19 protein-coding genes are annotated in these 21,007 nt (G+C 36.6%); 1 reads left to right on the plus strand and 18 read right to left on the minus strand.

From position 1 onward, the window contains the following. Window positions 1–315 precede the first annotated feature (315 nt). From E4U82_RS08830 to E4U82_RS08850, 5 genes are all read right to left on the minus strand, one after another. The gene (locus E4U82_RS08830) at window positions 316–1,347 is read right to left on the minus strand and encodes a GDP-mannose 4,6-dehydratase (RefSeq protein ID WP_135109836.1); all 1,032 of its coding nucleotides are present in this window, start codon (window positions 1,345–1,347) and stop codon (window positions 316–318) included. A gap of 70 nt (window positions 1,348–1,417) precedes the next feature. Continuing rightward, window positions 1,418–2,509: a polysaccharide pyruvyl transferase family protein gene (locus E4U82_RS08835; RefSeq protein ID WP_135109837.1), complete on the minus strand. Its 1,092-nt coding sequence runs from the start codon at window positions 2,507–2,509 to the stop codon at window positions 1,418–1,420. Between the two features lie 43 nt (window positions 2,510–2,552). Then, window positions 2,553–3,857 carry a lipopolysaccharide biosynthesis protein gene (locus E4U82_RS08840; protein ID WP_135109838.1) on the minus strand — a complete coding sequence of 435 codons (1,305 nt, stop codon included), beginning with the start codon at window positions 3,855–3,857 and terminating at the stop codon, window positions 2,553–2,555. Window positions 3,858–3,861: 4 nt separating this feature from the next. Further along, window positions 3,862–4,950: a glycosyltransferase family 2 protein gene (locus tag E4U82_RS08845; protein ID WP_135109839.1), complete on the minus strand. Its 1,089-nt coding sequence runs from the start codon at window positions 4,948–4,950 to the stop codon at window positions 3,862–3,864. Window positions 4,951–5,208: 258 nt separating this feature from the next. Beyond that, the gene (locus tag E4U82_RS08850) at window positions 5,209–6,309 is read right to left on the minus strand and encodes an EpsG family protein (RefSeq protein WP_135109840.1); all 1,101 of its coding nucleotides are present in this window, start codon (window positions 6,307–6,309) and stop codon (window positions 5,209–5,211) included. Window positions 6,310–7,148: 839 nt separating this feature from the next. Here E4U82_RS08850 and E4U82_RS08855 point away from each other — a divergent pair. Continuing rightward, window positions 7,149–8,378 carry a transposase gene (locus E4U82_RS08855; protein ID WP_135109841.1) on the plus strand — a complete coding sequence of 410 codons (1,230 nt, stop codon included), beginning with the start codon at window positions 7,149–7,151 and terminating at the stop codon, window positions 8,376–8,378. Here E4U82_RS08855 and E4U82_RS08860 read toward each other — a convergent pair. From E4U82_RS08860 to E4U82_RS08920, 13 genes are all read right to left on the minus strand, one after another. Further along, entirely contained in the window at window positions 8,364–9,527 is a 1,164-nt protein-coding gene (locus tag E4U82_RS08860; RefSeq protein WP_135109842.1) for a glycosyltransferase family 4 protein, read from the minus strand. The two genes, E4U82_RS08855 and E4U82_RS08860, sit on opposite strands and share 15 nt — an antisense overlap. A 36-nt stretch (window positions 9,528–9,563) precedes the next feature. Beyond that, complete coding sequence (locus E4U82_RS08865; RefSeq protein WP_135109843.1) at window positions 9,564–10,655, minus strand: glycosyltransferase; 1,092 nt, start codon at window positions 10,653–10,655, stop codon at window positions 9,564–9,566. A gap of 48 nt (window positions 10,656–10,703) precedes the next feature. Then, entirely contained in the window at window positions 10,704–11,456 is a 753-nt protein-coding gene (locus E4U82_RS08870; RefSeq protein WP_135109844.1) for a glycosyltransferase family 2 protein, read from the minus strand. A gap of 18 nt (window positions 11,457–11,474) precedes the next feature. Next, the gene (locus E4U82_RS08875) at window positions 11,475–12,461 is read right to left on the minus strand and encodes a GNAT family N-acetyltransferase (RefSeq protein WP_135109845.1); all 987 of its coding nucleotides are present in this window, start codon (window positions 12,459–12,461) and stop codon (window positions 11,475–11,477) included. Between the two features lie 19 nt (window positions 12,462–12,480). Continuing rightward, a complete protein-coding gene (locus E4U82_RS08880; RefSeq protein WP_135109846.1) occupies window positions 12,481–13,347 on the minus strand; it encodes a polysaccharide deacetylase family protein in 867 nt (288 codons plus the stop codon). 29 nt (window positions 13,348–13,376) lie between these two features. Then, a complete protein-coding gene (locus E4U82_RS08885; RefSeq protein ID WP_135109847.1) occupies window positions 13,377–14,219 on the minus strand; it encodes an NAD-dependent epimerase/dehydratase family protein in 843 nt (280 codons plus the stop codon). Then, window positions 14,216–14,851, minus strand: a complete 636-nt coding sequence (locus E4U82_RS08890; protein ID WP_135109848.1) for a sugar transferase — start codon at window positions 14,849–14,851, stop codon at window positions 14,216–14,218. Before E4U82_RS08890 ends, E4U82_RS08885 begins: the two co-directional genes overlap by 4 nt. 218 nt (window positions 14,852–15,069) lie before the next feature. Beyond that, complete coding sequence (gene galU, locus E4U82_RS08895; RefSeq protein ID WP_135109849.1) at window positions 15,070–15,951, minus strand: UTP--glucose-1-phosphate uridylyltransferase GalU; 882 nt, start codon at window positions 15,949–15,951, stop codon at window positions 15,070–15,072. A 26-nt stretch (window positions 15,952–15,977) separates the two neighbouring features. Then, the gene (locus E4U82_RS08900; protein WP_135109850.1) at window positions 15,978–17,807 is read right to left on the minus strand and encodes a polysaccharide biosynthesis protein; all 1,830 of its coding nucleotides are present in this window, start codon (window positions 17,805–17,807) and stop codon (window positions 15,978–15,980) included. Window positions 17,808–17,894: 87 nt separating this feature from the next. Further along, entirely contained in the window at window positions 17,895–18,494 is a 600-nt protein-coding gene (locus E4U82_RS08905) for a response regulator transcription factor (protein WP_167751366.1), read from the minus strand. Window positions 18,495–18,631: 137 nt separating this feature from the next. Beyond that, window positions 18,632–19,288 (minus strand): response regulator, encoded by a 657-nt coding sequence (locus E4U82_RS08910; protein ID WP_135109852.1) that lies wholly within the window; start codon window positions 19,286–19,288, stop codon window positions 18,632–18,634. 81 nt (window positions 19,289–19,369) lie between these two features. After that, window positions 19,370–20,137: a tyrosine-protein phosphatase gene (locus E4U82_RS08915; RefSeq protein ID WP_209300553.1), complete on the minus strand. Its 768-nt coding sequence runs from the start codon at window positions 20,135–20,137 to the stop codon at window positions 19,370–19,372. An 89-nt stretch (window positions 20,138–20,226) separates the two neighbouring features. Next, window positions 20,227–20,997 (minus strand): tyrosine-protein phosphatase, encoded by a 771-nt coding sequence (locus E4U82_RS08920; RefSeq protein ID WP_135109854.1) that lies wholly within the window; start codon window positions 20,995–20,997, stop codon window positions 20,227–20,229. Between the last annotated feature and the right edge of the window lie 10 nt (window positions 20,998–21,007).

A 21,007-nucleotide genomic window follows, 5' to 3' on the forward strand; every position in this document is an offset into this window, starting at 1 on the left:
ATGACGAATTCCGTTTGTACCTTGAAAAATTAATAAGAAATTCATTCGCAATCGCAGGGATAAACTGGCTGGCAAGGTTATGTAAAAAAGTATTGCCAACTTATGTACTTTTCACTTGCCAAACACACCTGTTCCTGCGACTGCAATTTTCATTTGTGTATTCCTCCTACTTCCCCTGTATGATAACATATATTTTCTTCAAGTTTCGGTGGGCTGTTCACTGAGACCCCTAACCCGTCAAATGGCTTAGTCTCTTATTGCGACAATAGTCCTATTTAAAGCCATGGGGATATGGTCCAGTATTAAATCCTTACCTTATTTCTTTTGATAATAATCGACATACCAATCGGCGAATTTCTGCAGGCCGTCTTGGATGGATGTTTCTGGTTTAAAGCCGACTGCCTGATAGAGTAAATCAGTTGATGCATATGTGGCTGGTACATCGCCTGGCTTGATTGGTTCATAGACCTTATTGAATTCGACGTTACGACCTAATGCATTGCTCAATGCTTTTTCCAGTGCACCGATGAACGTCATGAGTTTCTCCGGGCTGTTGTTGCCGATGTTAAAGACACGATGTGGTGCGCTGTCTTCCTTCTCAGGCGGATTGCCCAGGAGCCGTTCCATGCCGACGACTATATCGTCAATGTAGGTGAAATCACGATACAAATCATTCTCGAAATCGCCGTTGTTAAAGATCTTAATCGGTTCACCGGCGAAATATTTATCCGTGAAACCGAAATAGGCCATATCCGGACGTCCCATTGGCCCGTAAACGGTAAAGAAGCGTAGGCCGGTTGCGGGGATGTTGTACAAATGACTGTAGGTGTGCGCCATCAGTTCATTCGATTTCTTGGTTGATGCATACAGGGATACGGGATTGTCGACAAAATCCGTCTCCTCAAACGGCACTTTTTTATTCGCGCCATATACTGAACTGGACGACGCGTAGATTAAATGTTCAACCGGATAGTGACGGCAGGCTTCCAGGATATTGTAGAAACCGATGAGATTGCTCTGGATATAGACATCTGGGTTTTCAATGGAATATCGAACCCCAGCCTGTGCCGCCATATTTACGACAATATCTGGCTTATACTCGGCAAACAGGTCATTAATTGTCTTTTTATCGGATATATCACCATTTATAAATGTGAAAGACTCATACGGCTGTAGCTGGTCTAATCGTGTTTGTTTTAAATTGACGTCGTAGTAATCGTTGAGATTGTCAATACCAATTACTTTGCATCCTTGGTCTAATAGTTTTTTGGATAGGTAGGATCCTATGAAGCCTACGGGACCAGTAATTAGAAAAGCTTTGGTATTGTCTATTAAATTAAAACCCACTTATGAACTCTCCTTATTCCGTCAAGAAATTTACAGTTTCAAATAAAATAACAGTTCTTATTTATTGCCATTATGGGCTATAACCCAGCAGATATCCATCAAGCTTTTTGAAATGGTTTTCTGCATTTTTAGCCTGGACAGATATATCCACAAAATTAGTTTCCATACTTTCGTAAACTTCCACAGGATTTAAATTACCTATTTCTTTTAAATTTATATATGATCCTTGAAAATCAATATCATTCATCACATTATTCATTTTTTCACTATACGCAATCGGGAAGACTGGCTTATTGAAAACCCATCCGAGTATCATGGCGTGAAACCTTGTAGCAACAACACACGCTGAGGACGCGACGATATCAAGTGCTTCCTCTATATTAAATTTATAATAGTATTTATTCACACTTTCTTGAATCTCTATAGGTACTTTGTGCAGAATTGCTTCTACCGCCTCTTGATCCCCTTCCTTCTCGCAAAATGACATCAATGTTACTTTATACCCTTTCTTTGCAAATTGTACCGTAATATCCTTTATCCTTTCGTAATACACATCATCATAGCCCATAAGATTTTTTCTAAATGAAGGTTTTATTACCGAAATCAAAATGTGATCATTTGATAAATCTGGTTGTTGATTATTTAATTGAAATACAATGTCATCTGCTTTCCGTACATTGGGCAAATCCTCAAATAGCTTATAGGAGTAAGTGTCCCTAAAACAAATATCTGTATACTTCTTAAACAGTTCGTAGTGATCTTTATAATATTGATCATCACTAAAAGGACCAAAATTTGCTCCTAAGACATAAAAGGGTTTTTCTTTTATATTTTGTTTATACTTAGGCATTCCAGCCCAGTTACTTTTTTGCATAAAAACCGAACCACCGATACGCACAACGGCATCACAATTTTTGGCAATTATTGAACTAGTAGAATGCTCTATCCCCACTTTTCTTATTCCATAGTTGAGCAATCTCACAAAAAAGTTGTCACTAGAATAAATGGAAATGTTTTCGTACGTTCTAAAACTGTATTTATATTCTCTAGGGGCATAAAGAGCAAATTGCGTATCAGGGTATCTTTCACATAAAATCTTGATGAATAGGTCATCACCTAAGTTAAAATTTGTATAAGCATATATCATTACTCTCTTCTGCATTGAATCACCTTTATTAAAGTTACATATTGTTTAAATTAAGAATTCATTTTGCTTCTAATGCATTACTTTTTTCAAGCTTTTTGCTTAAACTTAAAGTGATTATAAATAAGAAAATATTTAATAATAAGCTTGATATACCAAATAGTGCAATAGCTATGATATCACTATTAAAGATATAAAAACCTATGATAAGAGCTAAACAGCGAGTTGCAACCAAAACAATGGTATATATCAAATGAAACCGTTGAGCGTTCAAAACAGGCATAGACCTAACACTAGGTTTATTCATAAAAACGGCAAAAGATGTAAGCGAAATCCACCTTGCATACTCACCTGCTACATCCCAACCAGATCCAAATACAAATTCAAACAACCAAGGACCAAAGATAATAACAATACCAAAAGGGATGATTCCTATTGCACCAAGTGATATAGTAGCTTTGGCTATCAAACGACTCATATTTTCTCCATTGTTTGCAGCTTCAGATATACGAGGATAAAACACATCTCCTATTGACTGGCCTATAAATCTTGAAGGTAAGCCTAACACTGTCCTTCCTATGTTATAAAAACCAGCTGACGCTGGGCCAAAAAAAGTCGTTAGAAGGAGAATGGGTAGATTTTCCGAAAATTCACCCAAAAAAACCTGAGGTGATCTATACATAGGGAAGTCTCTATATTTTTTAGCAAGATTCCTAATGGAATAACTTTCCTCGTATGATTGTGTTTCACTCTTATATCCAGAATTTCTGGCAAACATTACCATCATAAATGCCCTGATCCCATTACCAGCTGCCTGTAAAACAACTAAAACTGTTGCTGCAGGATAAATGAAACCAATCGCAGCTTTACTTCCATTTGTAACAACCGATTGTAGAAAGGTTGCTTTGGCATTGATTGAAAATTGATTTGTCCGAATAAGCCATTGTTGGGCTACTTGCATTACCCCAGCAAATATAATAACCAGTGGTATTAAGTATAAGAAAGGAGCAATCTCTTCTATCTGAAAAACATTGACAATGTTATTATTAAAGAATAATAAGATTAAAGTTGTTATAAATGCGATTGCCAAAGTAATATACAAGGATAATTTCATTAATCCTTTAGCATTTTTATCACTCTTAGGTAAAACCATTGCTATAGGGTAAGTCAATGCTGCAACAGGAATAATAATTCTTGTCAAGGCAGTAAATGTCCCCATCATGCCAAAAGCCTCTGGCCCATACAACCTTGTAATAATTGGTGATAAAGCCATGGTTATAACCTGGGCACCGGCTGTGCCTGTTGCCATAATAGCTACGTTTTTTACAAATGGGGAATTAATAAGTTTGTTTAGTATTATCTTCATACGCTCACCTTAAATGAGTGCTCAAATTTAATCTTTTGATAAAATTATAAAACCCTTTAAAATGTTTTCTTAAAAATTTTTTAGTACCAAAATACAGGATGATTCCAAGAGTAGATTGACATCTTAATAAAAACTTCACAACCTTTTCTTGATACGTTCTTTGTTTGAATCTTTCAAGATTGTCTCTGACCCATTCATCTCTTATAACCTTATTTATTTCATTCCTCTTTGACTTTAAAGTTAACTCATTCTTCTCGTGAAATATATTTGCTAAACTTTGCAACAGATAATTAGTATAAACTTCTTCAATCATTTTATAACTTTTTGATGAATGCATAATAAACTTATTTAGTTCATTGTAAACTACTTTTCTATTTTCAAAGAAACCAGACTTATAATTTTTAGTAAGAGAAAAAGGATTATTATCTATATAGTAATAAAGAGGTTCTTTTTTTATATAAATATTTTTACAATGCCTAAGATATTCAATATTAAATAAAAGATCTTCGCCATTATGAACACCTATAGGAAATCCAATATCATTACCTTTAATAATAGTTGAATCGTATAATTTATTCCCAGGGGAATTTATGAGATTATTCTTAAATAAACTAGGAAATAGTTCCATGAAAATTGAAAAAGAATAACATCCTTCATAAGATGGAACAATGGTTTTTTTTGAATTCTTTTGATTAAATTTTATTAATGACTGATACCCACATAAAACCAAGTCTATATCGTTTTTATAAACGGAAAGTAACCGGTCAATCATAAAATGATCTATTTTGTCATCAGCATCTACAAATTGTAAAAAGTCCCCATTTGAATTTTTAATCCCTTTATTCCGAGCTACTGATGGCCCAGAGTTTTTCTGATGAATGGCTTTAACTCTTCGATCTTGAGACGCATATATATCACAGATTAGTCCACTATTATCTTTTGATCCGTCATTGACTAAGATTAATTCAATATTATTATATGTCTGAGCTAATATACTATCTATACAATAACTTATATATTTTTCAGCATTATATACAGGAACAATAACACTAACTAAATTGTTACATTCTTTATTTTCACTATTTCTTTCCATGTTGACTACGTTCCTTTTTAAAATAATTTTTTTGTTTATTTCTGAGGCTTGACCTACCGAAAAACCGTTTTTAAATAATTAATTTACCTTCAATTATACTTTTACTGCTACCGAATAAAATTTACTAGTTCTACAGTTAAATTTCTATTTCTCTTCAATGAGAATTACTTTTCCTCATACTTTATTACCTTCGTTCGTAAATCGAAATAATTAAAGTAATACCCATCTTTCTTTTAGATGCATTTTAAGTTAGCATCTTTAATTAAAATTCCAAATATACGGGATGGTTTGATTATGATTAAGTATTATAATGTCATAAGTGAATAATCCTATGAAATATAATGCTACTATAAAGATATATAGTAACCTTGCATACTTATTATTTTGAATCTTTATTATAGCAGGTAATATAAATATTTGAGTTGCTTCAAAATACAATGATATTCTACCAACAAATGCTGCGTAATAACCTAAATAATCGAATATTAACCCCATAAAATATAGAAAAAATACGCGATACATTATATTGTTGGATGTTCTCATTTTAGTTATATTTAATAAAATGATAATTATAATTGGAGATTTAATAATGAGATTTCCAAAACCTATGCCTTTAAAATCCAATTCATACGTACTGTAACTTGAAAACATATCAATATTATTAGTCAAAAAATCCATAAATGGTTTAAACATAATAATAAATATTAAAGAAGAAATAATCACAATTGTTTTTTTAACAAAATTAATTTGCTTAAACTTACTATTCACGATCCAATAACTGGGAAGAAATATTAAAGCTGTATAGTGAAAACATGTAGCAAATATTGTAATTAATAGGAATTTAATCATTTTCCTATCTAATAACGGTTTAATCGAAAGCATCAATATAGATATAGCTAAAGGCTGCCTTACATTATTAAAGCTTAAATTATATAAAGTACACAATAATATTAAAATAGCTACAGTAACATTTATTTTGTCTCGATGAGTATAAATTGCTTTAAAGAAAAAAAACCATGTCAATAAAGCAGAGATGATAAATAAAAATCTAACATCATCAAAAATAAATTTAACTACATGATTTAACACTATCCATCCAGGTTCATATCTAGTATTTAGTATACCATCAATTATATCATAATTATTTAACATGAAGTATGTATTCCCATAACTGAAATAGTCGGTTCCAATCCCATAACGTAATCCCGAAATAAGAACAGGGAGGATCAGGGCACTCCAAAAAATAAGCCTATGTAAATGTGTTACTTCAGTTCTTCTTATTTTTTCTGAAATTAACACAAGTGTAGTAGTAAATATGATAATAAAGTAATATAGTAAAGATGATTGCAATACACTCATAATATTCTCCAAATCTTTCTTTTTTTATGTTGGGGTATGCGAAAAACTGGGATACCAGAGAACATTCCAGAGCTCTTCGTTAGGGAGATGTTCTTTCCTTTTGAGACGTGTCGTTTGATTTCCTTGTTAAACCCTCGGTGAGGTAATGCTTCAACTTCAAAGGAAATGAAACAGTAACTAACTGCGTGTCGCCGATGCAGTGATAAACAATATTGTTTATTAACGTTCTATGGTTTTCCAGCAGCCAACCCGTCATCCAAAGCCTTCAGGGATTTTTTTCTTATCTTCGTCCTTAAAACGGCCTCGAAATCGTCCATTATGGTTTAACAGTCCTTAACATAAACTTTGTTAGCGATGTTATTTCTAAATCTATTCTACAGGAAAGGAACTCCTTTTTCCATGACCATCATATCATAGCCATTTACACAAACTATTTTACGTCCTTTGTGAAAAATATAAAAGCTTCAAATATTGTTATCTGAAACCCAATTAAATTCATTCTTAGAAGCCTATAAAAGAAATGATAAGTCTTTAATTATTAATCACCTCCCTCAATAAATTTATAGACTCTCGGTATTTACCGAGTCAGACGGCTCAAGATTTTCTTGAGTCGTCTTCTTTATGATTCCTCCCACATGTCACAGGAGATTTTATTTTCAAAATAATACGAACTGGAAATTGACGTTCAAATTATTTTCTGAAAATAGACTCAAATGCTCTTGACTTTTAGAACCGCCCCAACAATCGCGGTAGAAGGGATTTTTTTCTTACTAACCATGATTGGGGTGTTTATATTGAAACCAGTTTTTGTATCACACGTAACTTATCAGGATTTCGTTATGAATCAACTTCAGAAACACTACTCCGGTGGTATCCTGACACTGCTGAATAGCGACTGGCCCATTATCACAAAGCTTTGGATGACTGATCTTTCCGAAATAACGAAGATGATCGGTGACACTTATGGAAAACGGGGCCCGGTTTCCCAGGATCCGGCTTCCATGATGCGTTCCTATCTCCTTCTGATTCTGACGAATCCAACGATGAGCGTCACGAAATGGGTTGATGAACTTAAACGTGTTCCCCTTCATGCCATCCTGAGCGGTTTCGAACCGGGCAATATTCCCGGGATTGACACGTTTTACGATTTCTTTGCGCGTTTATGGGGGAGTGAGAAAAAGAATCGAACCCATAAAATAAAAAGTAAAAGAAGCCGTAAACGAAAACCCAAAAAAGGCAAGAAAGGTGGAAAAGCACAAACAACCACAACCGGGCGCGTCAAACGGCTGGTCGAATGCATCATTCCAAGACTCAATCATAAAAAGGAACTTCCGGCTGACCGGCTTTTCGATTTCTTTCAATCTCAAATCCTGACGGTGTCAGGAAAACTGGGCATCCTCGGGGGTGTAGAACAACTGAATGTTGCAGGCGATGGCACACCTGTTGTGACGGCCCGAAGCAAGCCTACTTGTGATTGTCGCACCCAAGGTATAGCGAACTGCAAGCATCCACGTATTTACTCCCAGCCTGACTGCGATGGCGGTTGGGACAGTTCACGTGTAAAGTATTTTCACGGATATCATCTTTACATGATCAATGCTTGCGATAGCCCGTATGACTTGCCCTTATGTCCACGTCTGAACGCGGCATCATGCCACGATTCAGTCGGTTTTATCGTAAATTGGGCTGAATTTTCGCAACGGGTCAACTTGGGTGCGACCGACAAGATCCTTTTGGACGCTGCACATGATGCCTATTCCATTTATGAACTGATCGATCATCAGCAAATGGAGCCCATCATCGATTTGAACAAACGGGCAAAAAAGAACTTGGAAACAGTCAGCGATATTCAAATATCACCTGAGGGTGTTCCAATCTTCCCGATTGGCAAGAAAATGATTCGAATGGCTACGACCGCACGCGACACCGGCAAAAATGAAGATGTCCTCTGCGGAACAACAAATACGTGTGAAACGCCTTGTTCAACTGCCAAATATGGCCGGACGCCGAGAGCCTATAATTTTGGCATTCTAATAATATCGTTGTTTTTCTCTTTACTTACTCTCTAACTGCAAATGCCCTATAATAATAGCATTCCAATCAAATTCTAGCTCCCTTTTCCTAGTATATTGTTTTTTTCTTAATTTTGTTAGATTATCTCTATTAAGAAAATATTCTATTTTACTTTCTAATGATGATGGGTTTGGGTCAAATAAAAAATCTTCGTTATTAAGTACTTCGGGTATTCCTCCTGACCGAGCGCCTATTACTGGCACCTCATTGTAAAGTCCTTCCATCACCGTATTTGGGCATGAATCAGCTAAAGACGGGACCACCATTAAATTACATTGTTTAACCACTTCTATAGGGTTATCTAGCCTTCCCGTAAATTTTATATTTGGGTAATTGGCGCATCCCTCTTTATAAGCAGATAATTGCTTTCCTTCACCAATTAAAATAATATCTATGTCCACACCCCGGTCAATCAGTCGTTTTGCAGCATCCACCAATATTCTGTGTCCTTTTCTATCATTGCTAAAATCGCCTATAAAACCAATTGTAAATTTTTTATTCTGATCATTTTCAATAAAAGATTTATCTGTTATAGAGTTATCAACAATCCAAGAAGGATTGACATTATTGATTTGAATTATAGATTTTTTACTTATTTTATTTTTAATAAATCTGTGTCTATTAATTATCACATTATAATCATATTCACACTGTATAACTACCCTCTCTGCTACTAAAAGACATATAGCTTCACATATTTTCATGAATTGAAGGTAGATATTTTTAAATAATTTACTATTAGTTCTACTACTTATCGCAATATTTTTATAGCCAACTAAATCTTGACGAATGAACAATTGAATGTTTTTTATACCTAGTAAACATAAACCGATTGCAGCAGGAACATCAAAAACTATTATTGAGTCATATTTAGCCTTTTTTATTTTCCAGAGTGTACCTAAATTTCTAATTATAATATTAAATACAGTTGGTACAAAAGTATTTTTACTTTTCCCCTTAAACATTAGAGAGTAACCTGACACAACACCATTTTCCTCTAAACTGCGTGAAGAATCAGCGGAATACAAATCCACATCCGTTCCTCTTATTTTTAAACCTTTATATAACTCTAAGAATCTTTTTAGTCCACCTGTTATCCTTTCACCAAATAACCGACTTGTTGAATACATTGCAACTTTTCCCATGTTTATACACCCTCAACAAATTGCTTATTATTCGCACTAGAAATTCTCCACTAAAGATTTATAAATTCGTTCCATTTTATTAACGTTTTCTATCCAATTATATTTTTCTATGACCCTTTTTCTTTGAATTGACCCAATTTCTCTGCTTTTTACAGGCTCTATAATTAATTTATTGATCTCTTCTGCCATACATTTATAATCTCTTCTTGGTACCATAGCCCCAAAATTCCCATTATCTACAACTTCTTTAAACCCATCAGCGTCTGTAACTACCACTGGCACTTCACACGCCATTGCTTCCACAATAGCTACTCCGAAACTTTCACTGTCACTGGTTCCTAAGAAAACATCAAATTCGTTTAGTGCATCGGGCACTGACTCATTGGGTATTTTTCCTTTAAATTCAACTATATTTTCCAACTTACATTGCGCGACGAGTTTCTTCAGTTCTGCTTTTTCTTCCCCTTCACCATATATTAAATACTTAACATTTAGATTCTGTGGAATAAAATTATTAATCAAATGATCAATTGCTAATATTCCATACCGAATACCATATATAGGTAATAGTTTTTTAATACTTCCAATAACAATAGTATTTTCCGCATTCTTTATATTTTTTTTATAAAATTTTTTTATATCTACTCCAAATGGAGTAATATGGATATTTGATATAGAACAATTTATTAGATTAGATGTTTGTACAGCCATAGTATGGCTGGTTGAAGCTAAAGCATCTGGTGCTTTTAGGTTTTTTCTGATTATTTTCATATTCATTTCCCGCCTATAAGGAAAATCATATACATCACTTCCATAAACAGAAAGTAAGTATGGGGAAAAATCTGCTAATCTACCAAGTGTTCCATATCCACTTGCATAATGTGCATTTAAAATATCTGGGTTAACAGACTTGATGATTCTTCTTAATTGAAAAACATTAAAATAATATCCACCATATGCTGCAGGTATTTTTAACTCATGTAATATTACATCATTATTAAAATGTTCAGCGGGTGATTTTTTATGGGGCATATAGCATAGGTGTACCTCGTTCCCGTTTTCACTTAACTGATTCGCCCATCGAATACTATGCACATCATGTCCTGAAGCTAATAGTAATATAATCATTATCGTGCCCCCATTAGAACCTATTTTTCAAAGTGAATCGATAACATATCATTTTATTCTAAGTAATTTAATAAAAATATCTTTCACTATTAAAGAACCGGAAAACAGTAAAGGTAGTCTTTGTACTTCTCGGTATAAACTCCAATTGTATTTTATTAACTCGATTTTATTGGATGATACTGACACTTCCCTAACATTTCTATAAGTTAATACACTGTTTAGACCATATCCATATTTCGTCTTATTTTTTAGAATTTCTAACCACAATCCGTAATCCTGTCTTTTTCTAATATCAGGATAAGATATTTTATCTATAAAATTTGTGTCTATCATCACAGAGGAGTTACATATTATATTTCTCATTAATATAGAATAGTATGTTACTTTTTCAGGTACTTGAAATAATCTAGTTTTCTCACTAGAGTATATTCTTTTAAACGACGTAAACGTAAAGGCAGCATTTCTTTTCTTCATGAAATTTATTTGTTGCTTTAGTTTATTTCTATCCCAGTAATCATCACTATCCAAAAATGCAAGATACCTTCCATTTGAATCCTTTATTCCTTTATTCCTTGCTCTAGCTGGACCTTCATTATTATCAAATCTAATTAATTTAACTCTTTGTTCTTTTTGCTTTATGTCATTAACTATATTAACGCTATTATCCGTAGAACCGTCATCAACAATAATCAATTCCCAATTTTGATAAGTTTGGGCAATTACTGTATCAATACTTTCTTTCACAAAGTCTTCGCAATTATATAAAGGCATTATGATTGAAACTAAACTATCACTTTTCACCTTATTGCCCCCCCATTATTATACGGAATCATGCATACCTAAAAATATATCCCAGTTATCGTATTTAAGCGAACTCTGCTCTAATTCTTTATTTAAAGGTAAGACCAAAAGATTCTTTCTTTTTTGTTTAATATAAAGCTTTTTATATAATCTATTTTTGGGAGCATTATATTTATAAACTAATGAAATGAATGCAACATTATATTTAGTCGACAACTTATCAAGTTCATTAAGCATATTTTTAAATAAATTCATATCACCAAAATAGTCTACTAAGATTAGCTCTCTACCAAAGTTGTTTTCGTTAATTTCATAAATATAAACTAATTGCTTATCTCTTGTCTCAATCAGATCCATTCCATAATATATTTGTGGGTGCTCCATATATCTCCAACTTAAGAAATCCTCTTCTTTAGTTGTTTCAAACCTCCCACTTAAACCAGCAACACTCTTAACTTGATTAATTTTTGTATGATTAACGCGATCTTCGTCTTCCAACTTTAGTGAAACAAAACTTATATTATTTCTAATCATTTTTAATGCAATCACTGGTTTATTAACCTTTACATACCATTGAAGTTTTCCAATAAAAGTCCAGCCCAACCTAACATTAGCTCTTATACTTTGGTCATTAGAAAAGTTAAATATAAGATCTGTATTTTTCTCGTTGTCAAAAAGAGTTTTGCTTGTTAGTTTACTGAATATGCCTTTCCCTCTAAACTCCTTATCAACTACTGCATCAACTGGCTGATAACATTTTAATTCCTTATCTCTATTAATCAATTTCCAGGGCCAAAAAGGTCTACATGCAATAATTCTATTCCTATATTCAGCTACATTTATAACTGGGTTTCCAAAAATATTGTTTTTATATTTCCAATTCCACCATGTTAGGTCCCTTTGGATATTTAAATGTTGCTGCCCCTTAAAATTTCTATTTAATAAATCGAGTATCTGATGTTTATCCTCTTCTTTATACTCTCTTATAATTAAATCCTTCTCCATAGAATAGCCGCCCTTAATTCTATTTCTTTAACTTTAAATAATCACTTATAGATATAAAACTACAATTTAGTGATTGTAGATAATTAATAAAGTCTTCCAGCTTCGTATAATTTGATTTCACATTTACATAATGCCTAAATTTATTTATAGCCCCAGCATTTTTTACCTTTGGCATTTCTGGATCGAATTCCCAAGGGTGTGCATAGAAAACATAGTAATCATTAGTTTTAAAATGCTCTTTGATTAACATTTTTGTCAGCCATAAAGGGTATAATCTAAAAAAACCTCCACCAGCAATCGGAAATTCGAAGTTTAAAAACTTTGTAGAAGGTAGTGATACTTCGGTGATATGTTCACTGGCCTCGAATTTTATGTTGTTATTTTTTAGAGTTAAAGCCCCGTACCTATCATGTTTAGAAAATTGATTAAAGCTGCTATCATACTTATAGTCTAAGTCTCCAAGTAACTTTATAACATCGTCACTGATTGAAAATGTTGGTGCCCTATATCCTAATACTTCATCCTTTATAATATCTTCTAACAAAATTTTGGATTTTCTAAAGTCATTGTAAAGTTCCTTGTTGGTCATGTTATAGTTTAATTGATGGTTATAACCGTGGGATGAAACCTCATGGCCATAATCATATATTTTTTTTACTAATTCTGGTTTTCTATCTGCAATCCATCCTAAAATAAAAAAGGTAGCTTTAATATCATACTTGGCCAATAAATTTAATATCTTATCAGTACCCTTATCTACTCTAAGTTTCTGATCATCCCATGTTTCAATAGGAAATAGTGACTTGAAACTTTCCACCTGAAACCAATCTTCTATATCAAAAGAGAGAGAAACATATTTCTTCAAGTTATCTTTTTGATTTTTCATTCCAATATCTCCTGTAAATAGGCAATTAATTACTTTTCAGTTAAGTGAACAGATTTCTTTAAATCATAGACAATATAACTATCTTGATATACACCCAACTTTTTTGCATACACTAAATTACCAAAAACTTTTTTTACCGTACCACTATGAACCGCATGAATCATAGGATTAAATAAATTTGTCAACTTAACGTCTTTACCATGTTCTTGTGCAATTAGTCTAACTAGCTCACTTGTATTGACATAATCCTTATTTTGAGGGTAAAACATACCACTATTTGACTTATCTATTAAAACTCTTATAAACTCGCTCAGATTATCTATATAAATCATACTACGTTTGTTATCTATGTTTGGAAATATAGGTGTTTTTATCGCTAGACTTGCTAACCTTTGGTAATTACCTTTGCACCCTTTTCCATAAATCATAGGTGGACGGACAATTGCTACTTTAAAGTTATTATTGTTTAATTCGTTAATTTTTTCTTCTGCTTGAAGCTTGGATTTTCCATAATGAGTAGTTGGATTTAATGGCGTACTTTCGTCAATAATGCCCTCTTCTAGCCCATAGACACTCATTGAACTAAAGAAGATAAACTGTTTGACATTTTCTTTTTGTGCTTTTTGTGCTACTTCATAGGCTAAATCCCTATTCACTTTATAATATAACTGCTGATTTTCCTTCGTCTCTTTTCTATGCGCAATCCCAGCAACATGGACAACTGTATCATAAACAGAGAAATCTTTTTCCCTCCAACCATCATCCCTCAGGCTGATTTTATCAACTGAATAGTTACCAGAATCTTTGGCCAGCCACGTTTCAAGACTGTTCCCAACATAACTGTTTTTACCTGTAATCAATATCCTTTTCACTTTGATACAGTCTCCTTCTCTCTTGCTGCCTCTTCTTTGGCATGCGCGCCAGTTCCGCCTTCCACAACCCCATCACTTTTCATGACGCTGACGAATGTTCCAAAGAAACATTTCATATCGAACTTAAAACCAATGTTCCGCACATACTCACCGTCAAGCTGGGCTTTCACATCAATCGGGAGCTCATCACGTCCTTTGATTTGCGCCCATCCGGTCAGACCAGGGAGAACATCATTGGCGTCGTACTTATCTCGTTCAGCGATTAAATCATATTGATTCCATAATGCTGGTCTCGGGCCAATGATACTCATGCTGCCGCCAATAATATTCAGGATCTGTGGCAGTTCATCAAGTGATGTTTTTCTTAAGAATTTGCCCATCCTGGTTATGTACATGTCGGGATCTCTCAACAAATGGGTCGGTGTATCCTTTGGTGTATCAATCCGCATCGTCCGGAATTTCAGAAGGTTGAAATGTGTCTTATTGATCCCAACCCGTTTTTGCCTGAATAAGACCGGACCCCTGGAATCGAGTTTAATACCAATCACAAGTATCAGGAATACGGGTGATAATAAAATCAGTCCGACTAATGAGAGAACAATATCTATCATTCGCTTTAGTTTTAAATACATATCATCACGCTCCCTGATATTTAGTAGATTAGGAGTTCATTGGATTGTTGCTCCCCTTCCTTACCATGGAAGTGCTCGGCCGGGTTACTTAACCGGATTGTTAAATGTCATCCAATCAACTGCTAAACCACTAAACAAATAGATAGAATGCATGGCGACGTGCCAAGTCCAGAAAGCCTGACACATGCCATATACTCAAATGACTTGCTCGTTCAGTCTCAGTTCTTCACACTCTGCTTAGCAGCCAACTCATCAACCAATGCTGCCACATCCTCACCAATAACCTCATCTTTCAGGGCAAACTCCAATGTTGTTCGGATAAAGCCTAACTTCTCCCCAACGTCATAGCGTTTCCCTTCAAAGTCATACGCATAGACGTCCTGTTTCTGGTTTAACATTTGAATGGCATCAGTCAGCTGGATCTCACCACCCGCACCGATTTCGTGTTTGTCCAGGTAAGTGAAGATCTCTGGTGTCAAAATATAGCGGCCCATAATAGCCAGATTCGATGGTGCTGTTCCCTGTTCGGGTTTCTCAACAAAGTGATCGACTTTGTAGCGGCGGCCTTCAATCGTGCTTGGATCAACTATGCCGTAGCGATGGGTTTCTTCATGCGGCACTTGCTGGACACCGACAACGGAGCGCTCCGTTTGTTCAAATTGCTGGATCAATTGTTTTAAACCTGGTGTTTCGGATTCAACAATATCATCACCAAGGAGAACAGCGAACGGATCATTACCGATGAATTTGCGTGCACACCAGACGGCGTGGCCCAGTCCCAGCTGCTCTTTTTGCCGGATATAATGAATATCGACATTGGATGTTTGATTGACTTTTTCCAGAAGTTCGTACTTTTCTTTTTGCATCAGGTTGTTTTCCAGTTCGAAGTTGTTATCGAAATGGTCTTCAATCGCGCGCTTATGTTTTCCCGTTACAATGATAATATCTTCAATGCCCGATTCAATCGCTTCTTCCACGATGTATTGAATCGTCGGCTTATCGACAATCGGCAGCATTTCTTTCGGCATCGCTTTGGTTGCCGGCAGGAAGCGTGTTCCCAGGCCGGCTGCTGGAATGATTGCTTTTTTGACTGTACTCATCGTATGCCCCCTCTAGTTTTCTATCTTTATGAACCCTGTGCTGTCAAAAGAGTTTGTTCTGCATAAACAATCTTCATAATATCATCTTTCAATTGGTCTTGGTTCGTTTTATTAAGCTCATCGATTAAATTCATGATGAGTGATACGTCCACTTCAACCGTCCGACCCACATAAATCTTCTCATACACTTCACCGGGATGGACTTCATCGTCACTGAGCAATTCCTCATACATCTTCTCGCCCGGCCGGATGCCAGTGAAGTTAATGCCGATGTCACCCTCTGAGTGGCCTGATAGTTTAATCAGGTTACAGGCGAGATCAACTATTTTCACCGGTTCGCCCATGTCGAGGACAAAGATTTCGCCGCCTTTAGCCAGCGTGCCGGCCTGGATGACGAGTCGGGATGCTTCCGGTATCGTCATGAAGTAGCGGGTCATTTCCGGATCGGTGACCGTTACCGGGCCGCCGCGCTCAATTTGTTTTTTGAACAGCGGGATGACACTCCCACGGCTGCCAAGGACATTTCCGAATCGGACAGCGACGAATTTCGTTTTGCTGCGTTTGGCCAAGTCCTGGACGACCATTTCAGCAAGTCGCTTGGTGGCGCCCATTACGTTCGTCGGTCTGACGGCTTTGTCAGATGAGACGAGCACAAATTTTCCGGCACCGTAAGTATCGGCTGCTTCAGCGACGTTTTTCGTGCCGATGACGTTGTTCTTAACCGCTTCATGCGGGTTGTATTCCATGAGTGGCACGTGTTTGTGTGCAGCTGCATGATAGATGATCGCCGGTTTGTACGTTTCGACAATCTCAAACATGCGGTGGCGGTCCTGCACATCACCAATCACCGGAATGACCTCGATAGCGTTGTCGCCATATTTCTGCTTCAATTCCATGTTAATTTGATAAATACTGAATTCACCATGGCCAACAAGCAAGATTCGGCCGGGGTTAAATTTTATCAGCTGGCGGCATAGCTCTGAACCTATTGACCCGCCGGCACCGGTAACCATCACCGTACTACCGGTGACGTATTCCGATATGGAATCGATATCCAATTTAACCGGTTCACGTCCGAGCAGGTCTTCAACCTCGACATTTTTTAAATGGCTGACCGATACTTTTCCAGTCATGAGATCCTCGATTTTCGGGATCATCTGGACTTTGGCATTTGTCTGGTTGCAATAATCGACAATCTTTTGCAGTTCACCATTTGCCAGTGATGGAACAGCAATCACGATATGCTCAATCGTTTCTTGTTCGGCAATGTCCGGAATGTCTCTTACCTTGCCTATAACCGGAATATCATAGATTTGCATTTTCTGTTTGGTTAAATCGTCATCGACAAACGCAATCGGGTTCAGCTCGGCATTTTCCTGTTCATTTTTCAGCTGGCGGGCAATCATCGCACCGGCTGCCCCTGCGCCTACAATCAGAGTGCGCTTTTGGTTCGTTGAATTAACAATAAAGTGATCACGGTAAATGCGCCAGGCAAAGCGTGACCCGCCGATTAAGATGATATGTAATAACCACGTGACGAGTAACGCGCGACTATAAATTGAAAAATCATTTGTTAAAAATTGCACGATACCTGCCGATATAATGGATAGCGTAATCGCTTGAACAATCGCCAGGAGCTCACCGACACTCGCATAGGCCCAGACTTTGTTGTACAGCTTGTAAACGGAAGCAAATATATGATGAAAGATTAATAGGGCAATTGCGCTAATAATAATGGCGTCAAGCTGCAGTACTTCCGTATAGGGGTACACAACCCAGGCTGCAATAAAGATCGCTGTGCTGACAATGATGGAATCGAGGAGGATGAGTAATGTAAGTCGTGTTCGGTAGGTCAACGTGATTCCTCCTTTCAATTAATAGAGTTATTTGTTCAAGGGTAACAAAAGATAATTAACAAATTGTTAAGCTCAGGTTAAATTTTGTTATGGTTTGTCGTTCAAATAAATCCGGTTCATCATATCAGCCGCGGCTCCTCGTTTATGGCAACCAAGTTTTTTATAAATACGGCTGACATATGCTTTAACTGTTCCTTCACTCAAGCGGAGATTAGTCGCTATTTCCCGGTTCTTGAGTCCTACTCCCATTAAATAAGCGATTTCTATCTCACGTTTGATAAGATTCAGACCGGCGTTCGACAGCCGTTCGGCAAATATGTCCAAATTTCGCATCTTCAAATCAAAAAAATCTGAGATGAACTTCCCTGTCATCCCCTTCGGATTTAGATAATGATTACGATTTAGCATATCACGAATAAATTGGCTTATCCAGACGTGCAACGTACGGTTTTTCTCAATCATACTATCAATCTCGGTCGACATTAATGGCAGCAAATCCAGCTCAGTTTGCCGCGGAATCAGAACAACCAGCTTCGCAACAGGGTTTATTTCCTTCAGCTTTTCAATTGTATACAAGACATCCCATCGATTCAGCCCATCGACATCAAACAGGTGAATATCGGATTTCACGAATGATAACAAGAATAGGGCATTATCTGTGTAATACATATCACATAACAATTCCATGTCCGTCTCAGAGGTTATCGAATGGTGTAACGCTTCGTTAATACCCATTTTGCTTAAAAAAAACTAAACAGTATTCATCATACTAAATCAGAAGTCATATTTTTAAGTTACTTTTGCTTTAATAAGTCATGTATATGTTATTTAAGCAAATCATTAAAGTAGGTCACCGCCTGCTTACGGTTGTGGATATCCAGTTTGCTGTAGATTTCGCTGATGTAATTTTTGACGGTCCCCTGTCCAAGATACAAATACTTGGCAATGGCTTGATTGGAATGACCGTTTAAGATGAAATAGGCTATATCAAGCTCCCTGTTGGTTAAGCGAATGCCCTGGTTATCGAGACGTCTTCCCAGGATTTGCTTTTTATCAAGTGTCAATTCCCTGATCCGATTGACCAATAGTCCGGCCACTTCACCTGATAAAACATTTTGCCCTTTCATGACATCCCTGATCGACTCCGTCAGTTTTTCAGGATACAGATCTTTCAGCAGGAATCCATCCGCCCCTACTTTAATGGCCCGGATGACCAATTCCTCATCGTTCGTGGATGTTAACATTACGACCTTCATAGTCGGGTGAGCTTCTTTTATATAGGCGGTTGTCTTTATCCCGTCCATTTGAGGCATATGAATATCCATCAGAACGACATCCGGCTTTTCCGTCTCCAGTAGTGTAATAGCTTGCTCGCCACTATCCGCCATCGAAATCACTTCGATGTCATTTGTATGGTTGATTAAAGATTCCACTCCTTCGCGGAATAATTGTTGGTCATCAACGAGCATAACTTTTATCAAAGCATCACCCCCTACTGGACAGTGTTTCAAATTACTCACTCTTTCATAATAGGTGATAGCCTATACAAATAAATGCACACCTTAAAGAAACCCGAAGAATGATTTCTTTTTGATCCGCTCGGGTGGAAGAGAGTTGACCATTTTGCCTTCAATCATTAAATGAGGGTTTTCCCGAAAAAGGTAAAACCCCTCATTCCCGTGCTGCTTATGCAATTCATCATACGCATCCTTCAGATAAAAACCTCGCGTAGAAGTGTTGTGGGCATCTGATGCAATAAAGTGTGTAAGGCTTGTCTCGATTAATTGGTGTGAGAACTTCTGGATTTTCTTGCCGAATTTACCGCATAGGCTGGAAGCTGTCACTTGTGAAAGTGCGCCTTTTTCAACCATATGGTATAGTTTATCCGGATGCTCCATCAATTCCCGATTCCGTTCCGGGTGGACAATCACCGGTTTATACCCCTTCAACTGGATATCAAATAATAACTGTTTACTATACTCGGGTATATGTCCCGACGGAAATTCAACAAAAACGTATTTTGTATGTTCGTTAATGGGGAGAATTTCACCCTGTTCCAACCCCTCGACCATATCACCGTTTATGCGGGTTTCCTGACCCGGAAGGATCGTCAGCGGAATCGCTTCTTCCGTAAGTTTTTCATTTAAAACGCTTGTATATTTTAGTATGTCCTTTTTAACATTATTATATTTGCCATTACAGTGATGAGGTGTGGCAACAATGTGATGAATCCCCTGATCAACGGCCGTTTTAGCCATGTCTAACGTAACAGCAATTGTTTTGGCACCATCATCAATCCCAGGCAGAATATGACAATGAATATCAATCATTTCAGTCACTTCCCAGCTGTTAAATTATTTTTACGAATCATTCAAAAACTTATCTTTATAGTAGCAAACGGGAGTGACGTTATTCAAACTTAACGGCGTGAGAACCATTTTTTCTTTCTTTTGATGCGTTCGGGCGGCTCACGGTTGACCATTTGACCTAATAGCAGCAATTCGCTGTTTTCGGTAAACTGATAGGCCGCGGGATTCCCATAGTTCTTTTTAAGATAACGTAAAGCATCCCGCATGTAGAAACCACGTTTTCTGACATTATGGGCGTCCGAAGCGATGAAGTGCGTCAGATTGGTCTCAATCATCTGTTCAGCAAACCGTTGTATTTTTTTACCAGCATTGCCGATCAGACTCCCTGCTGTTATCTGCGTGAGTGCACCATTTTTAACTAATCGGTATAGCTTATCAGGATTTTCTCGTAATTCCTGATTGCGTTCTGGATGGACAATGATGGGCGTGTACCCAGTAATCTGCATATCGAATAACAGCTGAGTCGTGTATTTCGGTACCTGAGACGTTGGAAATTCAACCAGTACATAACCGCTTGTCTGGTTTAGCGTCAGCACCTTCCCATTGTCCAAATCAGCAATCATGTTCCCATTGACTCTTGGTTCTTGTCCCGCAAGAATTTCAACCGGAATATTCTCTTCTTTTAGCTGCACATTCAGCTGATGAACAGCTTCGATAATATCATGTCCATCGTTTTCATATTGCCCGTTATTATGATGGGGCGTGGCCACAATTTTGGTGATTCCTTGTTTGGAAGCTTCTTCAGCCATCGACAAACTTTCCACCACAGTTTTGGAACCATCATCCAACCCAGGTAAAATATGACAATGTAAATCAATCATTCTCGTACCC

This window comes from Lentibacillus salicampi (assembly GCF_004565465.1).
GTDB classification, from domain to species: domain Bacteria; phylum Bacillota; class Bacilli; order Bacillales; family Amphibacillaceae; genus Lentibacillus; species Lentibacillus salicampi.

What these genes read in the sequence shown, in the direction of transcription:
- E4U82_RS08835 (WP_135109837.1), bottom strand. Translation starts at nt 2,509, where the DNA reads ATGCAGAAGAGAGTAATGATATATGCTTATACAAATTTTAACTTAGGT.
- E4U82_RS08840 (WP_135109838.1), bottom strand. Translation starts at nt 3,857, where the DNA reads ATGAAGATAATACTAAACAAACTTATTAATTCCCCATTTGTAAAAAAC.
- E4U82_RS08845 (WP_135109839.1), bottom strand. Translation starts at nt 4,950, where the DNA reads ATGGAAAGAAATAGTGAAAATAAAGAATGTAACAATTTAGTTAGTGTT.
- E4U82_RS08850 (WP_135109840.1), bottom strand. Translation starts at nt 6,309, where the DNA reads ATGAGTGTATTGCAATCATCTTTACTATATTACTTTATTATCATATTT.
- E4U82_RS08855 (WP_135109841.1), top strand. Translation starts at nt 7,149, where the DNA reads ATGAATCAACTTCAGAAACACTACTCCGGTGGTATCCTGACACTGCTG.
- E4U82_RS08860 (WP_135109842.1), bottom strand. Translation starts at nt 9,527, where the DNA reads ATGGGAAAAGTTGCAATGTATTCAACAAGTCGGTTATTTGGTGAAAGG.
- E4U82_RS08865 (WP_135109843.1), bottom strand. Translation starts at nt 10,655, where the DNA reads ATGATTATATTACTATTAGCTTCAGGACATGATGTGCATAGTATTCGA.
- E4U82_RS08875 (WP_135109845.1), bottom strand. Translation starts at nt 12,461, where the DNA reads ATGGAGAAGGATTTAATTATAAGAGAGTATAAAGAAGAGGATAAACAT.
- E4U82_RS08880 (WP_135109846.1), bottom strand. Translation starts at nt 13,347, where the DNA reads ATGAAAAATCAAAAAGATAACTTGAAGAAATATGTTTCTCTCTCTTTT.
- E4U82_RS08890 (WP_135109848.1), bottom strand. Translation starts at nt 14,851, where the DNA reads ATGTATTTAAAACTAAAGCGAATGATAGATATTGTTCTCTCATTAGTC.
- galU (WP_135109849.1), bottom strand. Translation starts at nt 15,951, where the DNA reads ATGAGTACAGTCAAAAAAGCAATCATTCCAGCAGCCGGCCTGGGAACA.
- E4U82_RS08905 (WP_167751366.1), bottom strand. Translation starts at nt 18,494, where the DNA reads ATGGAATTGTTATGTGATATGTATTACACAGATAATGCCCTATTCTTG.
- E4U82_RS08915 (WP_209300553.1), bottom strand. Translation starts at nt 20,137, where the DNA reads ATGATTGATATTCATTGTCATATTCTGCCTGGGATTGATGATGGTGCC.
- E4U82_RS08920 (WP_135109854.1), bottom strand. Translation starts at nt 20,997, where the DNA reads ATGATTGATTTACATTGTCATATTTTACCTGGGTTGGATGATGGTTCC.